14 protein-coding genes are annotated in these 22,095 nt (G+C 70.9%); 12 read left to right on the forward strand and 2 right to left on the reverse strand.

The features are described 5' to 3' along the window. Positions 1-63: 63 nt before the first annotated feature. Complete coding sequence (locus VSH64_RS04395; RefSeq protein WP_326834155.1) at positions 64-1,158, forward strand: iron-containing alcohol dehydrogenase family protein; 1,095 nt, start codon at positions 64-66, stop codon at positions 1,156-1,158. A 243-nt stretch (positions 1,159-1,401) separates the two neighbouring features. Here VSH64_RS04395 and VSH64_RS04400 read toward each other — a convergent pair whose 3' ends face one another. Continuing rightward, positions 1,402-6,873: an ATP-binding protein gene (locus VSH64_RS04400; protein ID WP_326834156.1), complete on the reverse strand. Its 5,472-nt coding sequence runs from the start codon at positions 6,871-6,873 to the stop codon at positions 1,402-1,404. A 392-nt stretch (positions 6,874-7,265) separates the two neighbouring features. On the opposite strand from VSH64_RS04400, the gene VSH64_RS04405 reads away from it, so the two are divergent. The 6 genes from VSH64_RS04405 (at position 7,266) to VSH64_RS04430 (ending at position 14,879) form a co-directional block, all read left to right on the forward strand. Continuing rightward, positions 7,266-7,799 carry a cupin domain-containing protein gene (locus VSH64_RS04405; protein WP_326834157.1) on the forward strand — a complete coding sequence of 178 codons (534 nt, stop codon included), beginning with the start codon at positions 7,266-7,268 and terminating at the stop codon, positions 7,797-7,799. A gap of 258 nt (positions 7,800-8,057) precedes the next feature. Beyond that, complete coding sequence (locus VSH64_RS04410) at positions 8,058-9,581, forward strand: sugar ABC transporter ATP-binding protein (protein WP_326834158.1); 1,524 nt, start codon at positions 8,058-8,060, stop codon at positions 9,579-9,581. Next, positions 9,578-10,588: an ABC transporter permease gene (locus tag VSH64_RS04415; protein ID WP_326834159.1), complete on the forward strand. Its 1,011-nt coding sequence runs from the start codon at positions 9,578-9,580 to the stop codon at positions 10,586-10,588. Before VSH64_RS04410 ends, VSH64_RS04415 begins: the two co-directional genes overlap by 4 nt. Before the next feature lie 18 nt (positions 10,589-10,606). Beyond that, positions 10,607-11,620, forward strand: coding sequence for a substrate-binding domain-containing protein (locus tag VSH64_RS04420; protein WP_326834160.1), 1,014 nt, complete (start codon positions 10,607-10,609; stop codon positions 11,618-11,620). Continuing rightward, on the forward strand, positions 11,617-13,023 hold the full coding sequence (locus VSH64_RS04425; RefSeq protein WP_326834161.1) for an L-fucose/L-arabinose isomerase family protein: 1,407 nt from the start codon (positions 11,617-11,619) through the stop codon (positions 13,021-13,023). The genes VSH64_RS04420 and VSH64_RS04425 overlap by 4 nt, the downstream gene beginning before the upstream one ends. Before the next feature lie 1,442 nt (positions 13,024-14,465). After that, positions 14,466-14,879: an SsgA family sporulation/cell division regulator gene (locus tag VSH64_RS04430; RefSeq protein ID WP_326834162.1), complete on the forward strand. Its 414-nt coding sequence runs from the start codon at positions 14,466-14,468 to the stop codon at positions 14,877-14,879. 1,031 nt (positions 14,880-15,910) lie between these two features. Here the strand turns inward: VSH64_RS04430 and VSH64_RS04435 are convergent. Further along, positions 15,911-17,128 carry an MFS transporter gene (locus VSH64_RS04435; protein ID WP_326834163.1) on the reverse strand — a complete coding sequence of 406 codons (1,218 nt, stop codon included), beginning with the start codon at positions 17,126-17,128 and terminating at the stop codon, positions 15,911-15,913. Positions 17,129-17,209: 81 nt separating this feature from the next. Here VSH64_RS04435 and pdxR point away from each other — a divergent pair, with 81 nt between their 5' ends. The 5 genes from pdxR to VSH64_RS04460 all read left to right on the forward strand — a co-directional run bounded on the left by pdxR (position 17,210) and on the right by VSH64_RS04460 (position 22,034). Further along, the gene (pdxR, locus tag VSH64_RS04440; protein WP_326834164.1) at positions 17,210-18,607 is read left to right on the forward strand and encodes a MocR-like pyridoxine biosynthesis transcription factor PdxR; all 1,398 of its coding nucleotides are present in this window, start codon (positions 17,210-17,212) and stop codon (positions 18,605-18,607) included. 99 nt (positions 18,608-18,706) lie between these two features. Next, positions 18,707-19,066 carry an STAS domain-containing protein gene (locus VSH64_RS04445; protein ID WP_326834165.1) on the forward strand — a complete coding sequence of 120 codons (360 nt, stop codon included), beginning with the start codon at positions 18,707-18,709 and terminating at the stop codon, positions 19,064-19,066. 39 nt (positions 19,067-19,105) lie between these two features. Then, the gene (locus tag VSH64_RS04450; RefSeq protein ID WP_326834166.1) at positions 19,106-19,945 is read left to right on the forward strand and encodes an aldo/keto reductase; all 840 of its coding nucleotides are present in this window, start codon (positions 19,106-19,108) and stop codon (positions 19,943-19,945) included. 75 nt (positions 19,946-20,020) lie between these two features. Next, the gene (locus VSH64_RS04455; protein WP_326834167.1) at positions 20,021-20,476 is read left to right on the forward strand and encodes a hypothetical protein; all 456 of its coding nucleotides are present in this window, start codon (positions 20,021-20,023) and stop codon (positions 20,474-20,476) included. A 49-nt stretch (positions 20,477-20,525) separates the two neighbouring features. Next, complete coding sequence (locus tag VSH64_RS04460) at positions 20,526-22,034, forward strand: CYTH and CHAD domain-containing protein (protein ID WP_326834168.1); 1,509 nt, start codon at positions 20,526-20,528, stop codon at positions 22,032-22,034. Positions 22,035-22,095: the final 61 nt, after the last annotated feature.

Consider the following 22,095-nt stretch of genomic DNA (forward strand, 5'->3'; position numbering starts at 1 on the left):
CGCACCGCGGCGAACACTCCCTGACTTGTCGACATGTCCACCTCAGCAAGCGAAGGAGCACCCGTGCTGCGGACCGAGTTCGGCCCCGGTTTCGTCGAGCGGCTGCCGGAGTTCGTCGCCGAACTGGGCGGAACGAGGGTTTTCGTCGTGACGGACCGCGGCCTGCGCGCGACCGGCATCGTCGGCCGCGTCGAGAAGATCTTCGCCACCGCCGGCGTCGAACACGAAGTGCACGAAGACCTCGGCCCCAACCCCGCCACGACGGAGGTTGACCGCGGCGCCGCCCGCCTGCGCGACTACGGCGCCGCCGTGGTGATCGCCCTTGGCGGCGGCTCGGCCCTCGACGCGGCCAAGGGCATCTCGCTGCTCGCCGGCAATCCTGGCTCCTCGGCCGCCGACGCCGAAACGCTCTGGTCGGCGGCGGACGGTCTCCCGATCATCGCCGTCCCCACCACCTCGGGCACCGGCGCCGAGACCAACGGTTTCGGCGTGGTGGAAGACGTCTGCGCCCGCCGGAAGGTCTACCTCGGACACGACTCGGTTCGGCCGCGCATCGCCGTGCTCGACCCCGAGCTCACCCTCGGCCTGCCCGCCCCGATCACCGCCGCCACCGGCCTCGACGCCCTCGTGCACGGCGTCGAATCCCTCGCCTCACGCGGCGCGGACGCCGTGTCCACAGAGGACGCCGCCCGCGCCGTCACCCTCGTCGGCGAATGGCTGCCGGTCGCCTACCGCGACGGCCGGAACCTCGAAGCCCGCTCCCACCTCATGCTCGGCGCGCACCTCGCCGGCCACGCCCTCACCCGCTCCGGCCTCGGCCTGGTCCACGGCCTCGGCCACGCCATCACCGCCCGCACCGGCACACCCCACGGCGTCGCGCTGGCCGCGGTGCTCGACGAGGTCATGACCTACACGGCCCCCTTCGCCGCCACCGCGTACGCCAGGGTCGCCGAGTCGCTCAAGGCGTCCGAAGCCGTGGCAGCCGTCGCCACGATCTCCGCTGTCGTCGACCTCAAACGCCCGTTGCGTTCGTTCGGCCTCACTCGAGCCGACCTGCCTGAGGTCGCCACGGTCGCACTCGCCGACGCCGTCACGAAAAACGCCCCCCGCACCCCAGCCCAGGCCGAGATCGAAGACCTGCTCGTTTCCGTCTACTGAGGACAGTGAAAACGCCGGGCCCGCGTCCTGGTCGCTTTGCACGCGGTCAAAATCCGCCACCCCACCCCGCCCTGGCCCGGACCTGCCTGAGGTCGCCAGGGCCGCACTCGCGGACGCCGTCACGAAAAACGCGCCCCGCACCCCAGCCCAGGCCGAGATCGAAGACCTGCTCGCCTCCGCCTACTGAGCACAAAAGAAAACGCCGGGCCCCAAGGACCCGGCGTTCTCCACGAACGATCTACCTCACCGCTTCAACCCGTGCTCGATCGCCTCCACGATCCGCGGCCGCAGGTCCGCCACGCTCACGATCGCGTCGACCGAACCCACCTCCACCGCGCGCTGGATGCTGTGCACGCGGTCGAACTCCGCCGCCACCTCGCTGAGCTTCTCGGTCCGCACCGAGGACTGCACCTCGGCCAGCTCGGCCGCGCACGCGGCCCGCTCGGCGCCGTTGAGCTCACCCAGACGCGCCTGCAACGCCGACACGCGCGTGTCCTTCGCCGTGCGGGTGTTCACCTCACCCGCGAACACCACCGCCGCGGCGGGCGCGCCGCCGAGTACGGAGGCGAACGAGCCCTCCAGTGCGAGCACCGTCATGTTCGGGTTGAGTGCCTTCGAGAACACCACGAACGCCCCGCCGTGGTAGCGGGAGATCACGGTGAACACGATCGGGCCGTCGAAGTTCACGATCGCGCGGCCGATCTCGGCGCCGTACTCCAGTTGCAGCTTGCGCATCGACTCCGGGGAGCCGTCGAAGCCCGACAGGTTGGCCAGCACCACCAGCGGCCGGTTGCCGCTGGCCGAGTTGATCGCGCGGGCGGCCTTTTTGGACGATCGCGGGAACAGGGTGCCCGCGGTGTAGGTGTCCGGGCCGTCGGCGGGCGGGAAGCCGCGGCGCGGCACCGCGCGCGATTCGATGCCCAGCAGGCACACCGGGTGCCCGCCGATGTGCACGTCCTGCACCGCCGCGGTGTCCGCGTCGGCCATGCCGGCCCAGCGTTCGAGCACCGGGTGGTCCTGATCGGACAGTGCGCGCATCACCGTGCGGATGTCGAACGCCTTCTTGCGGTCCGGGTTGTGCTCGGCCGAGAAGATCTGGCCCACCGTGGTGAAGTCGCTGCCGACGATCGCGTGCGGGAAGTCGGACATGTCGCGGTCCACCGGGTCGGCCGTCGCCGCCGTGCGCGGGCCGGGTTCGCCCGGCACCACGTAGGTGTGGTCGTAGTGGGCCATCAGCACGTCGCGCGCGCCCGCCAGGTTCGGCGCCCAGTACTGCGCCTGGCCGTTGGGGCCCATCACGCGGTCGTAACCGCCGATGCCGAAGTTGTCCTCGGCCGACACGCTGCCGGAGAAGTCGAGTGACTGCTTGCCGGTGAGCACCATGGCCGAGTCCGGGGTCATCACCAGGATGCCCTTGGTGTGCATGAGCATCGTGGCCTCGGCGTTCCAGTACGGCTGCCCGCCGACCGTGATGCCCGAGACGACGATGTTGATCTCGCCACCGGCCTGCGTGAACTCGACGATCCGCTTGAGCGCCGCCGCGATCCAGTCCATGTTCTCCACGCCGGAGTCCATGGAGATCTTGGCTCCGGAGGACAGCGCGAACCACTCCACCGGTACCTGCGTGCGCTCGGCCAGGTCCAGCGCCGCGATCACGCGGGCGCACTCCGGCTCCGCGAGCGCGCCGAGCGACTTCGTCGGGTCGCCCAGCAGCACCACGCGCGTGACGCCCTCGGGCACCAGCGCGGTCGGCGTGCTCACCACGCCGGCCACGATCCCGGCCTTGTTGCGCCCCTTCGGCCGCTCGACCGGCACCAGCGCGCCGGAGTCGTCGAGGTCGTGCTCGGTGAACGTGCCGCCGCCGGCCAGCAGGTCGGTGAGCTCGTACGGGTACACGGTGTCGCGCCGCGCCGCGCGCAGCACCTTCTGCCGGTAGTCGTCCAGCGGCTGCACCGGCTCCCGCGAGGGTTCGCCGACCGACAGCCGCACGCCCGAACCGACCTCGTTGCGGATGGTCACGGCGAGCTCGGTCAGCTCACCGGTCTCCGGGTGGCGCCGGCGCGCGAGGAACTGGATCTCCTCGACGCCCGCGCCCGCCGTCGACGGCAGCACGCGCTGCGCGAGCAGGTTCAGCTCGTCCATCGTGAGGTCGCTCGGCGGCCACACGTAGACCACGATCCGGTTGGTGTCGAAGCGTTTCCGGGCCGGGCGCTGCGCCTGCACGTTGCGGATCGCGTCGAGGCACGCGGCCAGCGTGTCCTCGGCCGCGGGCAGCGACACGAGCCGGCCGTCGGCCTCGCGCAGCGGCGTGAGGTCACGCACCTGCGCCATCGCCACCAGCCGCTCGTCGGCCGGGTTGGCCTGCGCGACGCACTTGAACAGGTACACCTCTTCATCCGCCGAAGGCAGACGCGTGAGGTCGAACTCCTGCAGCCGCTCCAGCTGCATGCGCTCGGCCACGCGCGGGTGCAGGCCGCGGATCAGCCGGTCCTCCGCGAAGCCTTCGGCGCCACGGCGGAACGTGAAGTGGTGGTGCATCACGGCCCCGCCGCCACCGGCGACGGTGGTGGTGATGCGCGTGATCCGCTCGGGCAGCGCCTGCGCCGTGATGACCTCGCCGAGGCGCGCGGCCATCGCGTCGATGTCCGGCTGGTCGGCCCACGTCACGTAGATGTCGGCCACGGCGTAGGTGCCGGTGCCGCTCGCCAGCTCACCCGCGGCCTGCACGGCGGCGGGCAGCTTCGCGAAGTCGACGGCCGTGGTCACCACCCGGGCGGGCTCGGCGTGCTCGGCCGTGACGAACGTGCAGTCGGCGACGTGGCGCGTCCGCACGTCCGAAAGGCTCTTGTTGCCGTAGTAGCGCCGGGTCAGCACTTCCAACAGGGGCGCGGGATCCGTGCCGGGCCGGCCGATGCGCTGGCCGAGCAGCCGCACGAGCGGCTCGGAGCTCGACACCATCCCGGCGATCAGCTCCGCGCGGTCGGGCGCGTCCGGGTTGCGGTCGAGGTGCTTGAGGCTCTGGCGGACCTCGGCGTACACCTCGGCGCGGGCGCGGCGCAGCAGCGGCTGCGCGAACCAGCGGAACACGACGCCGCGCGCGAAGTCGCTCACCGCCGGGTGGCGCACCTGCGTGGCGGCCACGAGGTGTTCCAGCGCCAGGCCGGCCTCTTCCCGCAGGTCACCGGTCGGCGGCGCCTCCGTGAGCCACTGGCGCAGCAGCGCCGTGACGATGGAGACGTCCGACGAAGACCGCTGCTGGGCCAGGAAGATGCGGAACACCGCTTCTTCCAGCTCCGGCGTGCGCTCGAGGTCGGCCACGCCGTAGTGGCCGAGCACGCGGCGCAGGCGCGCCTGGAACGTCTCGGGCAGCCCGGCGCGCTCCACGTCGAGGCTCTGCAGGTAGGTGTGGAAGTACTCGCGGGCGCTGTGCACCGGGCTGGCGGGGCTCACGTCCTCGCCGGCCGGCTTGTTGCGCATGAGCTCCGACAGGTCGGCGAACACCCTGAGCAGCTCGACCTCACCGGCGAGCGGCCGGCCCGCACCCTGCTCGGCGCGGGCCGCGAGGTACCCGGCGAGCGTGCGGCGCTGGTCGTGCGGGTCGACGTCGAAGCCGAGCAGCAGGCTGCGCAGGTCCTGCAGCCCGCGGGCCGCGCGGTCGGCGGCCGAGGTGGCCGTGGGCTCGGCGGGCAGCTCGATCTCGACGGCCTCGGCGGCTTCCGGGGTCTCCGCCGCTTCGTCGTCGTCGGCCAGCGGCTCGAGGCGCATCAGCGCGGCGCCGGCCTCGACCTGGCTGCCGACCGACACGGGCAGCTCCCGCACGCGGGCGCGGAACGGCGCGCGCAGCACCGTTTCCATCTTCATGCTCTCCAGCACGAGGATGGGGGCGTTGGCTTCGACCTCGTCGCCGACGGAGATCGGCGTGGCCACCACCAGCGCGGGCGCGGGGGAGCGCACGACACCGCCTTCGTCGCGGCTCACGCGGTGGGTGACGCCGTCGACCTCGACCAGGTGGATCGGGCCGTGTGTGGCGGCGACGAGGCGGAACCGCGTGCCGTTCACGGTGATCTGGCCGCTGTGCGAGTCGAACCGCTCGATCTCGACGTCGGCCGGGTGCACGTCACCGCCGCCGCTGATGCCCACGCGGAAGCGCTTGGGCCCGATGCGGGCCACGCTCACGCGGTACGCGACACCGCGCAGCTTGAGGTCGAGCGGGCGGCCGCTCTCGAACTGCACCTGCGGCCGGCCGCCGTGCGCGGTGGACAGCAGGCGCACGCGGGCGATCTCTTCCTCGTCCTCATACGCCTCGATGGCCGCGGCGGCGAGCGCGATCGCGGAGTGCTTGCTGGTGACCAGGCGGCCTTCGGCGCGCACGCGGTCGATCCAGCCCGTGTCGGCGCTCGCGTCGATCACCTCGGGCTGGTCGAGCAGGTCGAGCACGAAGCTCTTGTTGGTGGCGCCGCCCTCGATGATCACGGTGGTCTCGGACATCGCGCGGCGCAGGCGGGCCAGCGCCTGGTCGCGGTCGCGGCCGTAGGCGATGATCTTGGCGATCATCGAGTCGAAGTCGGCGGGGATCGTGTCGCCCTCGCTCACGCCGGTGTCCACGCGGATGCCCGGGCCGGCCGGCAGCAGCAGCCGCGCGATGTGGCCGGGCGAAGGGGCGAAATCGCGGTCGGGGTCCTCGGCGTTGAGCCGCGCTTCCACGGCGTGGCCCAGCTCGGCCGGCTGCTCGCCCTCGAGCTTGCCGCCGCTCGCGACGTGCAGCTGCAGCCGCACGAGGTCGGTGCCGGTGGTGATCTCGGTGATCGGGTGTTCCACCTGCAGCCGGGTGTTCACCTCGAGGAAGGCGAACAGCTTCTCGCCCGGGTGGTAGAGGAACTCGACGGTGCACGCGCCGCGGTAGCCCACCTTCACCGCGAGCCGCTCGGCCGAGGTCTTCAGCTCGGCCGTCTGCTCCGGCGAGAGCACCGGCGACGCCGACTCCTCGATGATCTTCTGGTTGCGCCGCTGCACCGAGCAGTCGCGCACACCCAGCGCCCACGCCGTGTCGCCGTCGGAGATCACCTGCACCTCGACGTGGCGCGCGCCCGTGACCAGGCGCTCCAGGAACACGACGCCGCTGCCGAACGCGCGCAGCGCTTCCTGGCTGGTGCGCTCGTAGGCGTCGGCGAGCTCGTCGCCCGACTCCACCTTGCGGATGCCGCGCCCGCCGCCGCCGGCGGTGGCCTTGAGCATGAGCGGGTAGCCGATCTTGTCGCCGGCCGCCAGCGCGTCTTCGAGCGTCGCGACCTCGCCGCGGCTCCACGGCGCCACTGGCACCCCGACCTCTTCGGCGATCAGCTTCGCGCCGATCTTGTCACCGAGCTTGCGCATGGCGTCGGCGCTCGGGCCGACGAACGTGACCCCGACCTTCTCGCACAGCTGCGCGAACGCCGGATCTTCGGCGACGAAACCCCAGCCCACCCACGCGGCGTCGGCCTTGGTCTCGACCAGCGCCTTCTCCAGCTTCGCGAGGTCGAGGTACGGCCGCGCCGACGCCGGGCCGAGCGAGTACGCGACGTCGGCTTCCCGCACGAACGTCGCGGACCGGTCGGCGTCGGTGTAGAGGGCGACCGTCTCGATCCGTTCCCCGGTCTCCGCGGACAGGTCCCGGACAGCGTGGATCAACCGCATTGCGGCTTCCCCGCGGTTCACGATGGCGACACGACTGAACACCGGACTGAGCCTCCCAAGTACCCACGCACAGCAGGCGACGTCCGTTCCCGGAACGTCGCCTGTCTTCGCTTACACCCTGCTCCCTTACCGGCGGGTACACCAATGTCGTGCATGGCGCATGCCGGACCCGCTGCATTGTGGGAACCCGCCAAAAAGTAGCCCAGGCCACACCGCCGGGGCCCCGTTTCGCGCGAGGTCTGCCACAAACCACCCCGGAACCGTACGGCGTCGGGACTGGGGAAACCGCGAGAGTGCGGAGAGTGGCCGCCGTTCGTCGTCGGGACGGTGCGTGATCGTCACCGGGTGTTCAACCGTGCCCGGGGATGGTTTGACTCCGAATAATTCGAGGTCGTACTATTTGAGGGTCTGCTTCGACGGAGGAGGTCCTGGGGATGGGTTCGGCTGTGGTTCCGGTGGTGGTTCGCGGCGGCGAGGCCGAGGTGCTGGGTGCGGGGGCGAATCGCACGTGGCTGCTCGCGGACGCCTCCGACACGGACGGCGTGATGAACGTGGTGCGCACGACGCTGGGGCCGGGCGTCGACGGTCCGCCGCCGCACTTCCACCGGCTGGCGCCGGAGATGTTCTACCTGCTCGGCGGTCGCCTCCGGGTGCTCGTGGGCAGCGAGGTGGTGGTGCTCTCGGCGGGCGACTACCTGCTGGTGCCGCCGGGGGTCGTGCACGCGTGGGGCACGCCGGCCGAGTCCGGTGCCGACATCCTGATCGTGAAGGCGCCGGGCGAGAACCGCTTCGACTACTTCCGGCTGGGCGACCGGATCCGTCGCGGCGAGGCTTCGCCGGCGGAAATCCTGGCGACGCAGGAAGAGTTCGACAACCACTTCACCGCGAGTCCGGTGTGGACGGAGTTCTTGGCCGGGGAAGGAGCGCGGGTGGGAGTGGTGGAGTTTCCGGGCGGTGCGGGGCACTGAGCGAGGGCTGATCCGCCTTGCCGGCGGCTGGTTGACGCCTCGCCGGCGCCTCGCCGGCGGCTGATCGGCGGCCGGCTCGGTGCGTGGACCGAGTGGAGCAGCGTGTTGCACCGGCCGGGCGAAGATTTTCGCGGATCTTCCCGCTGTTCAGTCCGGTTTCATTCGTTTTCGTACGGTTGACGGGTGACCCTTGACACACCCCGTCGACCCCCTTACCTTCGCTGGTAATCGATTTCTCGGACGGTGGGATCGAGGGGGATGGACGACGACGTCGCGCTGGTCGAGCTGGCCGGCGTCAGTAAGACCTACGGCGGGGTGCGTGCAGTTCGTTCGGTGGATTTCACCGTTCGGGCGGGGGAGGTGCACGCGCTCCTCGGGGAGAACGGGGCGGGCAAGTCCACCCTGATGAAAGTTCTCTCGGGAGAGGTGACCGCCGAGGAGGGGGCGATCCGGATCGGCGGGGTGCCGGTCCGGTTCGCCCGCCCGGCCGACGCGCAGCGCGCCGGTGTCGCGATGATCCACCAGGAGCTGGACCTCGTGCCGGCGCTTTCGGTGGCGGAGAACGTGTTCCTGGGCCGCGAGCCACACACCCGCTACGGCGTGCTCGACCGCAAACGCATGGTCCGCGACACGGCTGCGCTGCTCGCCCGGTCCGGTGTGGACCTCGACGCCACGGTGGCCGTCGAGCGGCTGCGCACCGGCGAACAGCAACTGGTGACCATCGCCAAGGCGTTGTCGCTGAACGCACAAATCCTGATCATGGACGAACCGACCTCGGCGCTTTCCCCACGGGAAGTCGAGCAGTTGTTCACCGTCATCGATCAGTTGCGCACCTCCGGTGTTGCTTTGGTGTACATCTCCCACCGCATGGAGGAAATCGGCCGCGTCGCGGACCGGGCGACGGTGCTGCGCAACGGGGAGGTCGTGGCCGAGTTCGCGGCGCGCGAGCTCACCGCCACGCAGGTCGCCGAGGCCATGGTGGGCCGGCCCGTGGTGCAGATGTTCACCGCCGAAACGAAACCGTCGGAATCCGACCACGTTCTGGTGGTCGACGAACTCGTGGTGACACCGCGGGCCGGCCGCCGTGAGCCGGCGGGGGTGAGCCTCAAGGTCGGGGCCGGGGAGATCGTCGGGGTCGCCGGGCTGCTCGGCTCGGGCCGCACCGAACTGCTCGAAACCCTCTACGGCGCCTCACCCGGCACCATCACCGGCGGTGAGATCCGCCTCGGTGGCCGGCCGTACCGTCCGCGGTCCCCGCGCGACGCGCTGCGCCACGGCGTGGCGTTCGTCCCCGAAGACCGCCGCGTGTCCGGCCTCGCGCTCGACCACTCGGTCCTTGCCAACACCGTGCTGTCGATCGTCGGCACGCTGGCCCGCTTCGGGGTCGTCGCCGCCGGCCGTGAACGCGAAATCGCCCGGGCGGAAGCCGGACGCTTGGGTGTGAAACTTCGAACACCGGCTGATCCCGTGGGCACCTTGTCCGGCGGTAATCAGCAAAAGGTGGTGATCGCCCGCGCGTTGCTCACCGAACCACAACTGCTGGTGCTCGACGAACCCACTCGCGGGGTGGACGTGGGCGCGAAGGCGGAAATCTACCGAATCCTGGGGGAAGTCGCACAAACCGGGGTGGGAATCCTGCTCGCTTCGTCCGAGCCGGCCGAGCTGGTGGGCGTCTGCGACCGTGTGGTGGTACTGCGCGGCGGCAAGAGCGTGCACGAGCTGGACACCGCGCTCGCCGGCGAAGGCGAGCTGCTCGCGGCGTCGATGGGAGACGTCCGGTGAGCGGCCGGAGGGTGCTCGCCGCCTTGTTCCGGTTCCAGAGCGTGTTCGGGCTCGTGGTGGTGTTCGCCGCGGCGATCGTGTTCTCCCCGACCAACGACGGCGAGCTGGTGTTCCTCGACAGCGAGAACCTGCTCAACGTGGTGCGCGCGATCTCCGAGATCGGCATCATCGCCGTCGGCATGACGCTGGTGATCCTCGTGGGCGGCATCGATCTGTCCGTGGGCTCCGTGGTGGGCCTGGCCAGTGTCGGGGTCGCGGAGCTGCTGACCACGAACGACTGGGCGCTCGTGCCCGCGGTGCTCGCGATCCTGGCACTGGGCCTGGGTTTCGGTCTGGTGCAAGGCATCGCGAGCGCGCGCTTCCGCATCCAGTCGTTCATCGTCACGCTCGCCGGCATGCAGATCGCGCGCGGCCTCGCCCGCATGTGGTCGGGCGGCGAAGGCGTGTCCATCACCTACGGCGACGGCCCCGGCCAGGCGCCGGTGCCGTTCTCGCTGCTGGGCGAGCGGACGTTCAACGGCACGGTGCCGATCCCCGCGCTCATCTTCGTGGTGGTCGCCGCGCTCGCCGTGGTACTGCTGCGCGTCACGGCGTTTTCGCGTCACCTCTACGCGATCGGCGGCAACGAGAAGGCCGCCCGGCTCTCCGGCGTGCCCGTGGTGCGGGTGAAGGTGCTCGTGTTCGGCCTCTGCGGGCTGCTCGCCGCGCTCGCGGGCATCGTCCACGCGGGACAGCTCAACTTCGGCGGCCCCAACGACGGCAGCGGCTACGAGCTCAACGCGATCGCCGCCGTGGTCATCGGCGGCACCAGCCTCTCGGGCGGCCGCGGCACCGTGCTCGGCACGGTGGCGGGCGCGTTGCTCGTGGGCGTGCTGGACAACATCCTGCAGCTCAACAACATCGACTCCAACGTGCAGCTGATCGTGGTCGGGGTGGTGATCGTGTTCGCCGCCGGCCTGCAACGGCTGCGCCCGGGCCGCACGCAGCCGGTGCAAGCCGGGCCGTAGAGGGAAGGGGAGAACCTCATGTCCACCACCACTCGCCGCGGGCTGGTGCTCGCGGTCGCGGGGGTCGCGCTCGCGGCCACGGCCTGCGGCACCACGCACGACAACGCACCCGGGGCCTCGTCGGGCGCCGGGCCCGCCGCGCAGGCGTGCAAGGGGCCGGGCGGGAAGTTCACCATCGGCATGAGCCAGGCGAACCTCGCCGAGCCCTACCGCGTGCGGATGGACGACGACATCCGCACGGCGGCCGCGTCGATCCCGCAGTTCACGGTGAACTTCGCCGATGCCGCGCAGGACAACGCGAAGCAGGTGGAGCAGGTCAGCACGTTTCTCACGCAGAAGATCGACCTGCTGATCATCAGCCCCAACGAGGCGACGCCGCTCACCGGCGTGGTGAAGAAGGCTTATGACCAGGGCATCCCGGTGCTGGTCCTCGACCGCAAGGTGGACGGCGACGCGTACACCTCGTTCATCGGCGCGGACAACGTGGACATCGGGCGCCAGGCCGGCCAGTACTTCAAGGAGCACCTGCTGCCCCAGGGCGGGAAGATCGTGGAGCTGAAGGGCCTCGCGGGCTCGACGCCGGCGAAGGAGCGCGCCGACGGTTTCGCCGCGGGCATCGCGGGCTCGGGCATCACGATCGTCGGCACCGCCGACGCCGACTGGCTGCGGGACAAGGGCCAGCAGCAGGCCGACGCGCTGCTCAAGGCCCACCCCGACGCGCAGGCCATCTTCTCGGAGAACGACCCGATGGCCGAAGGCGCGCGGCTCGCGGCGCAGAACGCGGGCAAGGCGGCGCTGCCGATCGTCGGCATCGACGGCCTGCCCGTGCCCGAGGGCGGCATCAAGGCGGTGGAGGCCGGGCGGCTGTCGGCCACGTTCATCTACCCCACGGGCGGGGCGGAAGCGGTCGCCGCGGCGAAGAAGCTGCTGATCGACTGCGGTCAGGTCGCGAAGGCGCAGACGTTGCCGACCCGACAGATCACGAAGGACAACGCGACGCAGGTCTACGCCGAACTCAACCAGGGCTCATGACCCGGGTCGGGGTCATCGCGATCTCCGATGGTCGCGACCACGTGCACCGGCGCAACACCGGCTTCATCCGGTCCAAAGTGGACGACTTCACCGCTGCGCTGACGGCGGCCGGCCACGACGTGATCAGCGGCGGTCTCGTGGCCACGAACACCACGGCGACGGCGGCCGCGCGGTCCGTCGCGGCGGCTTCGGTGGATGTGACGGTGTTCTACTACGCCGTGTGGAGCTTTCCGCACTTCACGATGCTGGCCGCCGATGCGACTACGACCCCGTTGCTGCTCGTCGCGTCCACGGATCCGGCCGAACCGGGCCTCGTGGGGATGCTCGCGGCGGGCGGTGCGCTGGACCAGATCGGCCGCCGCCACACCCGGCTCTGGGGCGAGCCGGACGACGCGGCGCTGATCGACGAGGTCGGTGTGCACGCGCGTGCGGCTTCGGCCGTGGCGTCGCTGCGGGGCTCGACGTTCGGCCGGTTCGGGGGCCGGCCGATGGGGATGAACACGGCCGTGGCGAACACGGACCAGTGGATGCGGCAGTTCGGGGTCGACGTCGAGGAGATCGACCAGTACGAACTGGTGCTGCGGGCGGAGAAGGCCGACGCCGGGGAGGCCGCGCGCGGCCGCGAGTGGCTGGAACGGTTGGCGACGGTGCATTACGACGGGGTGAAGCTCACGCCAGCGTTGCTGGAGCGGCAGCTCCGGACGTACCTGGCGGTGCGGGACCTGGCGGCGGAGCGGCACCTGGATTTCTCGGGGATCAAGGCGCAGCCGGAGTTGACGGAGAACTTCGTGACGATGGATGTGGCGGAGGCGCTGCTGAACGACCCGTACGACTGGAACGGGCCGAAGGCGGTGCACGTGACGGCGACCGAGTCCGATATGGACGGTGCGCTGACGATGCAGCTGATGCACCGCATCACGGGGACGCCGGTGTTGTTCGCGGATGTGCGGCACTTTCACGCCGATCGGGGTGTGTGGGATTTGTGCAACTCCGGGCAGCACGCGACGTGGTTTGCGGCGCGTAGTGATGATCCTGGGGAGAATCTCGGGCGGGTGAATTTGTATCCGTCGGTGTTCTTTTTTCCGGCGGGAGGAGCTTCGGTGGCGCATTTCGCGGCCCCTGGGCGGATGACGTTGGGGCGGTTGAGTCGGTGGGATGGGGAGTATCGGTTGCAGGTGGTGCTGGGGGAGTTCGAGCTGTATGACGAGGTGACGAATGTGGCGTTGGCGGAGCGGTCTACGCCGGAGTGGCCGCATGCGTTTGCGCGGTTGGATGTTGAGGCCGGGGTGTTTTTGAGGGGGTTTGGGGCGAATCATGTTCATGCTGTGCCGGGGGATTGGCGGAGGGAGTTGAGGGTGGTGGGGGAGTTGATGGGGGTGAAGGTGGAGGAGTGGGGGAGGTGATCGGTTTTGGGTGGATTGTTGGGTGATCCGCTCGGTGATGAGTGTCGGGGTGATCTTTGTGGAAGTTTGTGCGAGTTGGGGAAGGGATTGAGGGCGCCCTGCGGGCGAAAAGATCAAAGGTTTAGGGGCTCCCCGATTTTCTAGTGTGGCTACGGTTCCGGGTGGTTTCTTTTCGTCGGGGGCCGGGCGGGGGAAGGTCGGGGGTGGGTTTGGAGGGGGTGTGGGTCAGGTTGCCTGCTGGCGGTTGGTGAGGGGGCGGATTGTTGCGTGGGGTGGGTGGTGGGGTTAGAGGGGGAGTGTGGTGGGTGGCGAGGTGGGTTGCCGGGTGGCGGTTTGTCGGTGGGTGGGGTCGGCCGGTGAGTGGTGAGGTGGGGTTGCGCGCTGGTGGTTTGTTGGTGGGTGGGCTCGCGGGTGTGCGGCGAGGTGGGGTTGCGCGCTGGTGGTTTGTTGGTGGGTGGGCTCGCGGGTGAGTGGCGAGGCGGGTCGCCCGCTGGCGGTTTGTTGGCGGGTGGGGTCGGCCGGTGAGTGGTGAGGTGAGGTTGCGCGCTGGCGGTTTGTAGGTGGGTTCGCGGGTGAGCGACGAGGTGGGTTGCCGGGTGGCGGTTTGTTGCGTGCCCGAACCGAACTACATGACCTCATCGCCGACGCCAGCCCGGTGCCGCACAGTCCGGACAGTCGGTAACCCGGCCACGGTCATCCGCGAGTCCACTCGCCAACGAGCCATCAGCGGGCGGCCCGCCACTCCACCCGCGAGTTCTCTCGCCTTCAAACCACCAGCGGGCGACCCGCCTCGCCGCTTACCCCGTAAGCCCACTCGCCTTTAGACCGCCAGCGAGCAATCCGCCTCACCGCTCACTGCCAGCCCACCCACCAACAAACCGCCACCCGGCGGCCCACCTCACTCCCCGCGAACCCCACCACCCACCATGTCGGGCTGTGCGGCGGGGCACAGGGTGAAGCGCCTCACCGTCGCGGGGGCGCTGGGCGGTCGGGTCCGCGACGGGGCCGCTGTCGGGTTGGGCGGGGCGGCCAGTTGCCGGCGTGGAGGGTGTCGGCGGTGGGGTGCGATGGCGGCTTGGCACGCTGGGGCGGGTAGCGGGCTGCGTGGCCGGCGAGGGGTCCGGTGGTGAGGTCCGGCAGCGCCAGGTCCATGTGGCGGGCCGGCGCGTGATCGTCACGTTCACCGGCGTGGTCGTCGTTCGTCCGCCGGGCCGTCCGGCGCACGATGAGCGCGGTGGCTCCGGGCTGTGCTGGCTTGCGGACACCGATCGGGGACGCGCTTCATACCGATGAGTGAGCAGATGAGACGTCCGTCTCCACCAAAGGGGTGAAAGATCGGATGTCGGGCAGCTCGTACTCTTACGGGGCGTTACTCATAGAGGAACATTCACGTTGAATAGTGAGTTGAATCCAGCCGAGAACGACTTGAAGGAGGTACCGCCATGGGCACCGAGCCCCCCGTCGTCCACGCGACGATCGTCTTCGGGCTGCGCACGTTCGGGAGCGTTCCGCTGCCGGTGCGCGCTGACCTCGAGTACGACCCGTCGGACCCGTACGCGATTTCCGTCGGCTATCACGCCGGCCCGGGTGTCGTGCGCTGGCTCTTCGGCCGCGACCTGCTCGCCGACGGCCTGATCGCCCCCGCGGGCGAAGGCGACGTCCGAGTGCGCCCCGCCGCGGACTCCGCCCGCGTCGTGGTCGAGCTCAACGCCCCCGACGGCTCGGCCGTGCTCGAAGCTCCCGCCGACGAACTCGCCGACTTCCTCGACCGCACCTACGACGAGGTCCCAGCCGGCGACGAGGCGTTCTGGTTCGACTTCGACCAGGAACTCGCCAAACTGGCCATGCGCGACTGACCCTCGCGGCTCGACACCGCGAGGGTGCGCGGTCGGGTGGTTCGCACCACGAGCACCGACCGCGCTTGCTGGGGAGAGCGCGAGGGGACTCGCGCCGCTGAGCGGGCCCGACTGATCGGGCCGCTCACGCCACTGGGGACTTCGCGAACGGGCCAGCTCTACCGCCTGCCTGCGCGACCGGGCCACTCGCTCCACGGAGCAACTCGAGTCCGGACCTCTTCTGGCGGCCGACTTGCGCCACAGGGCCGTCCACGCCGCGGGGACTTCGCGAACGGGCCGGTTCTACCGGTCGGCGTGCGCGACCGGGCCGCTCGCGCCGCGGAGCGCTTCGAGTCCGGACCTCTTCCAGCGGCCGGCCTGCGCCGCAGGGCCGTTCGCGCCGCGGCTGACTTCGAGACCGGTCCTGGTTTGACCGGTCGACTTGCGCCACGGTGCCGTTCGCGCCACGGAGCACTTCGAGTCCGGAGCTGTCCTAGCGGCCGGTCTGAGTCGCAGGACCGCCCGCACCGCGGGGGAACTTCGTGAACGGGCCGGTTCTACCGGTCGGCGTGCGCGACGGGGCCGTTCGCGCCGCTGGGGGTTTCGCGAATGGACCTGTTCTGCCGTTCTGCCTGCGCGACCGGGCCGTTCGCGCCACGGCGTACTTCGTGTCCGGATCTGTTCAAGTGGCCGGCTTGCGCCACGGGGCCGCCCGCACGGCTTGGGGGCTTCGCGAATGGACCTGTTCTGCCGTTCTGCCTGCGCCACTGGGCTGCTCGCGCCGCGGTGGACTTTGAGATCGGTCCTGGTTGACCGGCCGGCCTGCGCTACGGCGCCGCTGGGGCCGGTAGACCGGACCTGGATTACCGGTCAGCCCGCGCCACCGGGCCGTTCGCGCCGCTGGGGGTTTCGTGAACGGACCGGTTCCACCGGTCTGCCTGCGCGACAGGGCCGCTCGCGCCACTGGGGATCTCGCGAGCGGACCGGTTCTTCCAGTTGGCCTGCACGACAGCGCCGTTCGCGCCGGTGTCAGCCGGCGAGAGCCGCGGGCGTCAACGGCGCCGGCCGGCCCAGCGGACCGCTGGGCCCATCGCGAACCCCGCCGCCATGAACACGGCGCCCACCAGGAGCCAGCCTGGGGTGCCCCACTGGACGACCACGGTGCTCAGCAGGGCCGGGCCGGCCATGCGGGCGATGGACGTGCCGGTGCCGAAGAAGCCCTGGTACTGGCCCTGGCGGTCGGACGGGGCGAGGGCGAAGCCGATTTCCCAGGTGCCGGCGGACTGGAGCATCTCGCCGAGTACCTGGAGCAGCGCGCCGGCCACGAGGACGGTGACGGCGAGCGTCGCGGAGGAGCCGGTGGCCGAGAGGGCGAAGGCGGCGCACGAGGCGGCCAGCAGGATTCCGGAGTGTCGCACCAGCCGCGTCGCCGAGTGGAGGCCGGTCACGTGGGACGCGGCGCGGACCTGGCCCAGCACCACCACCACGGTGTTCAGCACGAACAGGGCCGACACCGTCCACTCGGGAGCGGCGGTCCGCGAGACGATCCACAGTGGAATCGCGACGCTCAGCAACGGCATGCGCAGCAACAGGATCGCGTTCAGCAGCGTCACGAGGGCGTACGGCCGGTCGCGCAGCACGGCCAGTGCGGGTTCGCCCGCGGCGCGCGGTACGGGCGGCACCAGAGGCAACAAGCGCAGCAGCAGGCCGGACACCACGAACGCCGCCGCGTCGAGGCAGAAGGCCGCCGCATAGGCGCCGGGGGTGTCGGCCAGGAGGGCGAGGCCGCCGAGGCCCGCGCCGATCGCGAGGCCCGCGTTGCCGGCCGACTGCAGGTGCGCGCGGATCCGGGTGCGCCGGCTGGGTTCTGCCACGGCGGCGAGCAGGGCCTGCCGCACGGCGCTCACGCCGCACTGGCCCGTGGCGTAGCAGCAGGCCGCGAGCGTGAACGTCCAGGCCGAGCCCGCGAAGAGGAACGCGGTGATCGCCAGCCCGGTCGCCAGCGACAGCAGCACGGCGGCGCCGCGCGCGCCCCGGCGGTCGGCCGCGTGGCCGAGTGGCATGCCGGCGACGGTGCCGACGGCCCAGCCCAGCGTGAGACCGAGGCCGACCTGGCCGGGCGTGAGACCCACGACGCGCGTGAAATAAAGCACGGAGCACGTGAGAAAAGCACCATCGCCCAGCGAGGCGGCCAGCTGGGCCGCCGCCAGCAGCCGGCCCGGCCGCGAGGCACGCGCGGGCGTGGTCACCGGCTGCTCGATCGTCGTCATGGGGCAACGCTAGAAGAGCGTTTGGCTCTACACCAGAGCCAATTCTGCCCAACCGCACTGGGCCAATGTAGTCTCGAGCGGGTGGACTTCCACGTGACGCTCGCCGGGCGCGGCGACCTCGGCACGCGCATCTACCGCGAGCTGCGAGACGCGATCCTCGACGGCCGGCTGCGCTCCGGCGAGCGCCTTCCGCCCACCCGTGAGCTCGCGAAACGCCTGGCCGTCTCCCGCAACACCGTCGCGGTGGCCTACGACCGGCTCACCGCCGACGGGTTCCTCGCCGGGAAGGTCGGCTCCGGCACCTTCGTGTGCGTCGAGCTCCCCGCGGGCCACCGGCGGAAAGCGCCCGCCGGCTCCGCCCGGCCGCGCGACGCGTGGCGGACGGTGCCGCCACCCGAGGCCCCGATCGAGCCCGAGTACGACTTCCGCGTCGGCATCCCCGACGCCGGGCTGTTCCCGATGCAGACCTGGCGCCGGCTGCTTTCCGCGGAACTGCGCGGAATCGGTTCCGCCCACTACGGCGACCCCGCGGGCCACGAGGGACTGCGCGCGGCGATCGCCCGCCACGTCGGCGTTTCGCGGTCCGTGCGGGCCGACGCCGAAGACGTGCTGGTGACCCAGGGCGCGCAGCAGGCGCTCGACCTGCTGTGCCGCGTGCTGCTCGAACCCGGCGACCGCGTGGCGATGGAAGAACCGGGTTACCGCATGGCGCGGCTGCTGTTCCGCTCGCACGGCGCGGAAATCGTCGGGGTGCCCGTCGATGAAGAGGGCCTGCGCGTGTCGGATCTGCCCGCGCGCACGCGGTTGGTGTACGTGACGCCGTCGCACCAGTTCCCGCTCGGTACTCCGATGTCGCTCGCCCGCCGCACCGCGCTGCTCACCTGGGCCGAGCGCGCCGGCGCCGTGGTGATCGAGGACGACTACGACAGCGAGTTCCGCTTCTCCGACCGGCCGCTCGAACCGTTGCAGAGCCTCGACCGCGCGGGTTGCGTCGCCTACGTCGGCTCGTTCTCCAAGACCCTGCTTCCCGCCCTGCGTCTGGGTTTCCTCATCGCGCCGCGCTCGGTGCGCGAGGCGCTGCGCCACGCCCGGCAGCTGGCCGACTGGCACGGCGACCACCACGCCCAGGCCGCGCTCGCCCGGCTGCTCGACGAAGGTCTGTTCGCCCGTCACATCCGCAAGGCCACGCGCGAATACGCCGCGCGCCACGAGCGGATCACGACCCTGCTTCACGAAAACTTCACCGGACTGCTCACGTCCGTGCCGTCGGCCGCCGGGTTGCACCTTTGTGCACTGTCCGAACTGGACTGCGAACCCGTTGCGGCCAGGGCGAACCAGGCCGGGGTCGGTGTGCAGACGCTGGCGAGCCTGTGTGGTGCACCGGCGCCTTCGGGGCTCGCGCTCGGTTACGGCGCCGTGGCGCCGGAGAAGATCGAGCCCGGGCTCGCCGTGCTGAGACAGGTGTTCGACGAGGGTTGACCTCACCGGGCACCGGCGTAGGGTCGATTGTGTTGGCTGTTGTTCAGACACGTGCTCCGGTCAGCGCCCCTGCAGGTCTCTGCGAGAGGAGCGCTCCACATGAACACCCCGTTTTCGTCCGCGGTATCGCTACCGGCGGAGCTCACCATCACCACCACCGAGCACCACGGCACCCGGGTCCTCACTCCGGTGGGCGACCTCGACGCCGCCACCGCACCTTCGTTCGCCGAAGCGCTCACCGACGCGGTGCGCCGCGGCGGGCCCGTGGTGGCGGATCTCTCCCGAGTGGAATTCCTCGGCTGCGCCGGCATTCGCACGTTGTTCGAGGCCCACGATCGGGCTGTTTCGTTCACCGTGGTGTGCGACGGCGTGCGCAGCGTGCGCCGTTGCCTCGACATCACGGGCGCTTCGGCCACGCTGGCGGTGCGCACCACGCTCGCCGAAGCGGTCGCGCCCTGACCGAGGTTTGCCGCCCGTGACCTCGGGTAGGCCGTGATCATGACTGTTCACACCACGAACGTGCCGGACCTCGAGCTGAACAACGGCGTGCGCATCCCGCAGTTCGGGTTCGGCGTGTTCCAGATCCCCGAAGACGACACGGCCGAAGCCGTGCGCACCGCGCTCGAAGCGGGCTACCGCCACTTCGACACCGCGCAGATGTACCGCAACGAAGCCGGCGTCGGCGAGGGCATCGAGAAGTCCGGGGTGCCGCGCGACGAGGTCTTCGTGACCACCAAGCTCGCCAACGACGCCCACGGCCACGACAACGCGATCAACGCGCTCGAAGGCAGCCTGCGCCGGCTGGGCCTCGACCACGTGGACCTGTACCTGATCCACTGGCCGCTGCCGCACCAGGACAAGTACGTGCGCACCTGGGAAGGGTTCGAAGAACTGCTGCGCGCGGGCAAGACCCGCGCGATCGGCGTGTCGAACTTCCAGGTGGCCCATCTCGAAGAGCTCGCCCGCCGCACCGGCACGGTACCGGCGGTGAACCAGATCGAGCTGCACCCGGCGTTGCAGCAGACCGAATTGCGCGCCTACCACCGCGCCCACGGCATCGCGACCGAGGCGTGGAGCCCGCTCGCGCAGGGCGCGGTGCTGGCCGACCCGGTGCTCACCGAGCTGGCCGGCAAGCACGGCAAGACCGCCGCCCAGGTGGTGCTGCGCTGGCACTTGCAGCTCGGCAATATCGTGTTCCCGAAGTCGGCCACGCCCGAGCGCATCCGCGAGAACATCGACGTGTTCGATTTCGCCCTCTCCGATGCCGACGTCGAGGCGATCGGCAAGCTCGACGCCGACCACCGCACGGGCCCGCACCCCGACACCTTCCGCGGCTGACCGAGCGCCGCGGGAGGTTTTCCCCCGCAGGTCGAGGGGTAGTTCTGGGGAAGAGGCCGGAAGGAGGGTGCCCGGATGAGCACGGAAGCGTACGTGTCGTTCCTCGCCATCGGTGTGGTGCTCGTGCTGATCGACGGGCAGGTCATCTACCGCAGCGGACGCGGTTACCTGGAGAGTTCCTACGGTGACGCGGCCGCGGGTGCGTCGATGACCCGCCTGGTCACGGTGTTGTTCCACCTGGTGACGCTGGGACTGCTGGCGTTGCTGTCCACGATTCCGCTGGGCGAGAGCGATCTGCCCGGGGTGGTGGGTCGGGTCGGGGTGCTGCTGCTGGTGCTCGCGATCGTGCACGCCATCACGCTGGCCGTGCTGGGCCGCATCCGCGGCGAGCAGGTCGGCGAGGCCGTGGTGAACCGCCGGATCTCGCGGCGTGAGGCCGAGGAACGCGGCGTGGTGATGACCTCGCCGGTGCCCGCGCAGGACACGAGTTACCCGGACGTGAGCCCGCCGCTGCAGCACCGCGCGCCGTAAGTGCCCTCCATGCCTCAGACTTTCGAGAACGAACCTGAGGAGTGAGCGGATGAACAGACCCGTGGTCGAAATCGAACGGGAGCGCAAGTACGAGGTCGCGCAGGACGTGGTCGTCCCCGAGTTCGTCGGCGGCGGGACGGTGCAGGGCCAGGACGCCCCGGCCGAAGAACAGCTCGACGCGACGTACTACGACACTGCCGCCTTTTCACTGATCCGCGCCGGCATCACGCTGCGCCGGCGCAGTGGCGGACACGACGCCGGCTGGCACCTCAAGCTGCCGGTGGGGCCCGACGAGCGCGAGGAACTGCAGCTGCCGCTGGGTGAGAACGACGAGCTGGTGCCTCGTGAGCTCAACCAGCTGCTGCGCGCCTACACGCTGGGCCGCAAGCTGCTGCCGATCGCGCACCTGAAGACCGATCGCTTCGCGCACCGGCTCACCGACGCCTCGGGCCAGGTCGTGGCCACGGTGACCGACGACCACGTGACCGGCGAGGTCGGTGGCAGGACCGCGCGGCTGGACCGGTGGCGGGAGCTCGAAGTCGAGCTCGCCGGCGACGCCGCGCCGGAGCTGCTCGACGAGCTGCAGGTGACGCTGGTCGACGCCGGTGCGCGCGTGTCGTTGTGGCCCTCCAAGCTGCGGCGCCTGATCGGCGACCGCGTGCCGAACGGCCGGCCGGAGCGCAAGCGGCCGGACGCGGGCGAGGTCGTCGGGGCGTACCTGCGCGAACAGCTCGCGGCGCTGCAGCGGGCCGACGTCGGCGTGCGGCGCGACGTGGAGGACTCCGTGCACCAGCTGCGGGTGGCTTCCCGGAAGCTGCGCAGCGCGTCGCGCACGTTCTCGTCCCTTGTGGACGACAAGCGGGTGGCGGGCCTCGGGCGTGAGCTGAAGTGGCTCGGCGGTGAGCTGAGCCCGGCTCGCGACGGCGAGGTCGTGGAGGCACTCGTGCGCGAGTGGGTGGCCGGGGCGTCGGCCGAGCTCGTGGTGGGGCCGGTGGACCAGTACCTGACCCGGCGGTTTTCCCGGGACGCCGTGGCGGCGCGGGAGAAGGCGCTGAAGACGTTGCAGGGCAAGCGGTACCTGGCGCTGGTGCAGGACCTGGACGCCGTCGTGGCGGGTGTCGGGCCCGGCCGCGGGGCGAAGTCGGCGAAGAAGGCGCTGCGCGAACCGGTGCGCAAGGCCGCGCGCAAGCTGCGGAAGGCGGAGAAGGCGGCGCGCGGGCTGTCCGGCGAAGAGCAGCAGCTGGCGCTGCACGCGGTGCGGAAGAAGGCCAAGCGCGCCCGCTACGCGGCCGACGTGGTGCGGCCGGTGTTCGGCGCCAAGGTGCGCGCTTGGCGCAAGAACGTGAAGGGCGTGCAGCAGGTGCTCGGTGACCACCAGGACTGGGTCGTGGCCGGTCCGGTCGTGTACCGGCTCGGCGTCGACGGCCAGGACGAGGGTGTCGGCTTCGCCTTCGGCGTGCTGTACGGGTCCGGTGCCGGGAAGCGGGCCGAGTTGCGGCAGGAGTTCACGAGCCGGTGGAAGCGGCTGGAGAAGGGGACGGCGCCGAAGTGGCTGTAGGTAGCTGATCTGACTGATGGACCACGAGCGGTGGCCGGGTGCCGAGGCACCCGGCCACCGC

Origin of the sequence: Amycolatopsis rhabdoformis, assembly GCF_035918295.1 — a bacterium.
Lineage (GTDB): Bacteria > Actinomycetota > Actinomycetes > Mycobacteriales > Pseudonocardiaceae > Amycolatopsis > Amycolatopsis rhabdoformis.